The organism is Catellatospora sp. NPDC049609 (assembly GCF_040675365.1).
Taxonomy (GTDB): domain Bacteria; phylum Actinomycetota; class Actinomycetes; order Mycobacteriales; family Micromonosporaceae; genus Catellatospora.
Genome location: NZ_JBFAOU010000343.1, coordinates 1 through 4,070, shown reverse-complemented (window position 1 = coordinate 4,070; position 4,070 = coordinate 1). Strand labels below are relative to the sequence as shown.

Annotated in this window: 2 protein-coding genes; one reads left to right on the top strand and one right to left on the bottom strand. The window is 71.2% G+C overall.

Annotated features, from left to right (window positions below; genetic code table 11):
• Positions 1-61: 61 nt before the first annotated feature.
• Positions 62-2,269, bottom strand: a complete 2,208-nt coding sequence (locus tag AB0J67_RS39670; RefSeq protein WP_363490748.1) for a carbohydrate-binding module family 20 domain-containing protein — start codon at positions 2,267-2,269, stop codon at positions 62-64.
• A 351-nt stretch (positions 2,270-2,620) separates the two neighbouring features.
• On the opposite strand from AB0J67_RS39670, the gene AB0J67_RS39665 reads away from it, so the two are divergent.
• Positions 2,621-4,006, top strand: a complete 1,386-nt coding sequence (locus tag AB0J67_RS39665) for a squalene monooxygenase (protein WP_363490746.1) — start codon at positions 2,621-2,623, stop codon at positions 4,004-4,006.
• Positions 4,007-4,070 lie beyond the last annotated feature (64 nt).

The window sequence follows — 4,070 nt, the reverse complement described above, 5'->3', positions numbered from 1 at the left end:
GACGTTGAGAAGGGCACCTTCTACCACGCATAGCGTTAAGAAGGTGCCCTTCCTTAGCGGGTCAGCGCCAGGTGTCGGGGTAGGTGGCGGTGCAGGGGGTGGTGGGGGTGGTGCGGGAGCGGTTGGGGTCGCTCTCCCAGAGCACGGTGCCGGCGGCGTTCTTCTTGATGTACTTGTATGCGAACGTCGTGCCCGGGGGCAGGTTCACCGTCGCGGTCCAGACCGGGTAGGCGGCGCTGGACAGGGCGACCGCGCTGCCGGTGTTCCAGGAGCCGAGCGCCGGGAGCGAGCCGACGAGGTAGACGTTCTGGCCCCAGGTGGTGGTGGCGTTGACCGAGAAGGCGGCCGCGATGCTCGCGCAGGCGGTGCCGCTCGGCGACGGGCTGGGCGAGGTGGAGGGCGAGGCCGGGACCGACGGGGACGGCGACGGGCTGGTGGTGCCCGTGACGTTCCAGGTCTCGGTGTACGTCACCGCGCAGGCGCCGGTCGGCGTGGTCCGGCTGCGGTTGGCGATGCTCTCCCAGGTGACGTTCCCGGAGCCGTCCTTCTTGATGTACTTGTACTGCAGGGCCGTGCCCGGGGGCAGCTGCACGGTGACCCGCCAGAGCGGGTACGCGGCACCCGACATCGCCACCGCGCCGGCCGTGTTCCAGGAGCCGAGCTGCGCGATGCTGCCCGCGACGAAGACGTTCTGCCCGGACGTGGTCGTGGCGTTCGACTCGAAGGTGACCGCGACACTGGTGCACGCCGTGCCGCTCGGCGCGGGCGACGCGGACGCCGACGGCTGCGGCGAGCTGCTCACCATCGCGCCGGTGTAGATCGCCAGCGCGCTGTTGCCGGCCACGGTCGCGGTCGCCTGGCCGCTGCCGTTCACCGTGACGGTGCCGCCGGAGCAGGCGCCCGCGGTGAAGTTCCCGGTGGCGACGTTGCAGTACACGCCGGCGGGCAGGCCGGTGCTGAAGGTGGTGCTCCACGCCGCCCCGTCCCGGTTGAACGCGGCGTAGCCGACGTTGCCGCGGGAGAACGCGATGCGGGCCGACGACGGCGAGGTCCAGTTTCCGACACCGGTGCCGTTGACCGCGTTGTGGAAGCCGACCAGGTTGGCGACCGCCGTGCGGCGGTGCTCGCACTCCCAGCCCGAGCCGCAGGTCACCTGGTTGGTGGTGCCGTTGGCCGCGGCGGGCGGGCCGGCCTCCGGGTTGGTGAAGGTGAAGCTGCTCATCAGCTGCGGCGTGCCGTACGGGTACGCCAGGCTGAACGCCTGGGCCAGCGCGTGGGTCTGCCCGTCCTTGTACGTGAGCCGGGCCCGCCCGTTGCGCTGCGTGTCGTGGTTGTCGATGAAGTTGACCGCGTCACCGCTGCTCAGCGCCATCTGACCGGCGAGGTTGTTGAGGTTGGACAGGTTCGCGTCGCGGAACGCGTTGCCGACCACGTCGCCGTAGCGGAACTCGGTGACGTCGCCGATCCCCGCGTACTCCCCCGGTGGGAAGGCGCTGTCCTCGATCACCTCGTGGAAGACGTACGGCGAGCCGCTGACGCCGCCCAGGATCGCCTGCAGGTCGGCGACGGGCATGTGCTTGGCCGCGTCCACCCGGAACCCGTCCACGCCCAGCGACACCAGGTCGTTGAGGTACGCGGTGAGCCTGCCGCGCACGTACGTGGACTCGGTGGCCAGGTCGGAGAGGTTGACCAGCTCGCAGTGCTGCACCTCCCAGCGGTCGCCCCAGGCGACGATGTCGTCGTTGCCGTTGCGGCCGCAGTGGTGGAAGTCCTGATTCTGATAGATCCCGGGGTAGCTGTACTGCGAGTAGGTCGAGCCGGCCGAGCCGAGGCCGGTCGAGGCACCGCCTGTCATATGGTTGACCACCGCGTCCACATAGATCTTCACGCCCGCGGCGTGGCAGGTGCTGATCATGTTCGCGAAGGCGGCGCGGTCGCCGCGGCGGGTGACGAGCTGGTAGCTGACCGGCTGGTAGTCCTGCCACCAGGGGTAGCCGTGACCGCCGAGCACGACGTGCTCCTGCGGCGGGGACACCTGGACGGCGCCGAAGCCCTTGGGGCCCAGCACGGTGGTGCACTCGTTCGCGATGGAGGCCCAGGGCCACTGGAACAGGTGCACGATGACGTCACGGTTGCCCGGGTTGGCGTCTGCCTTGGCCGGGACGAGGTCGGGGGCGGGCGCGGGTCGCCACGCGGCGACCGCGGCAAGCGCGGTGGCCAGCAACAACGAGGCGAGCGCGGCGGCGAGGGGGCGGCTGCGTCGGGACACGAGTCTCCTCCTGGGTCAGGGAGGGGCGGATGGAAACTCTTGCGCAAGTTTCAAGGATGTTAGCGCCGCGTTGACGCGCCGTGAAGAGTGTCGATGCGCCGGATTTACCGTACAAATCAGAGCTGGGACGGGTTCCGTTTTCAGACATCCCGCCCGCGGACGGGGTGCCGCAACGGATCCGCGCACGCCGAGCCGTCGCAGTCGTACCGGGATGATGAAATTTCTTTCATAAGATTCTTTCGGCTGCGACCGAGCACACAGTGTCCAGATCCGGACCGCCAATTCGTTTTCATGATTGCGTCACCCGTCCTTACCGTGAGTGCACGTCCCTCACCGATACGGAGTGAAGCCTTGTCTGCCAAGGAGAAGTCCGGGCACGCGATCGTGCTCGGCGCCAGCATCGGCGGCCTGCTCGCCGCCCGCGTGCTGAGCGAGTCGTACGCGAAGGTCACCATCTTCGACCGCGACGCGCTGCCCGTCGACGGCACCACCGGACGCAAGGGGGTCCCGCAGGGCGACCACACCCACGGCCTGCTCGCCCGCGGCCGCCAGGTGCTGGAAGAGCTGTTCCCCGGGTTCGCCGCGGACATGACCGCGGCCGGCGCCGTCCCCGTCGACGTCCAGGGCGACGTCGTATGGATCAACGGCGGCCACCGCCTCGCCGCCAAGCACACCGGCCTGGCCGGCCTCGGCGTGACCCGCGTCGGCCTGGAGGCGTACGTGCGCCGCCGGGTCGCCGACCTGCCCAACGTCGAGCTGCGCGAGCGCCACGAGGCGGTCGGCCTGCTCGCCTCGCCCGACCGGAGCAGGATCACCGGCGCCCGGGTGCTGCCCGCCGGCGGCACCGAGCAGCACCTCGACGCCGACCTGGTCGTCGACGCCACCGGCCGCGGCAACCGCGGCCCGACCTGGCTCGCCGAGCTGGGCTACGACAAGCCGGCCGAGGAGCACGTCGACCCGCACACGTTCTACGTCTCGCGCACCTACCGGCGCACCCCCGGCCAGGTCAGCGCCACCGCGTTCGTGCTCAGCCCGTCGCCGGAACTGCCGTACGGCGCCGTCGCCGTGCCGGTCGAGGGCGACCGCTGGATGATCACCCTGATCGGGGTGGGCAAGGACTGCCCGCCGCCGGCCGACGAGGCGGCGTACCCCGACTTCGCCCGGCAGCTGCCCGGCGACGAGCTGTTCCAGCTGGTCACCAGGGCCGAGCCGGTCGGGCCCGCGCTGAAGCTGCGGCTGCCCGTGAGCGTGCGCCGCCGCTACGAGCACCTGACCCGGCTGCCCGAGGGCCTGGTCGCGGTCGCCGACGCGGTCTGCTCGTTCAACCCGGCGTACGGCCAGGGCATGACCGTGGCCGCCGCCGAGGCGATGGTGCTGCGCGACTGCCTGCGCCAGGGCCGTGACGGCCTGCCGCGGCGGTTCTACGGCGCCGCCGCGAAGGTCATCGACGTGCCGTGGGACATCGCGGTCGGCGCGGACCTCGGCTACCCCGACGTCGAGGGCGTGCGCACGGGGAAGGTCAACTTCCTCAACGCGTACGTCCGCCGCCTGCACCGCGCGGCCGCCAAGAGCCCGGCGGTCGGCCACGCGTTCCTGTCCGTGGCGAACCTGATGGCGCCGCCGCAGCGGCTGTTCGCGCCGGGTGTGCTGGCCCGGGTGCTGTGGCACGGCCGCCGCACCCGCCCGGCCCGCCCCGCCACCGCGGCCCCGGTCGCCCAGGCGGAAGCCGCCGCCTGACCGCGCCGACAGGTGTACGAAATCCAGCGTCAACTTCTGGGTTGTCCGGACAACCCAGAAGTTG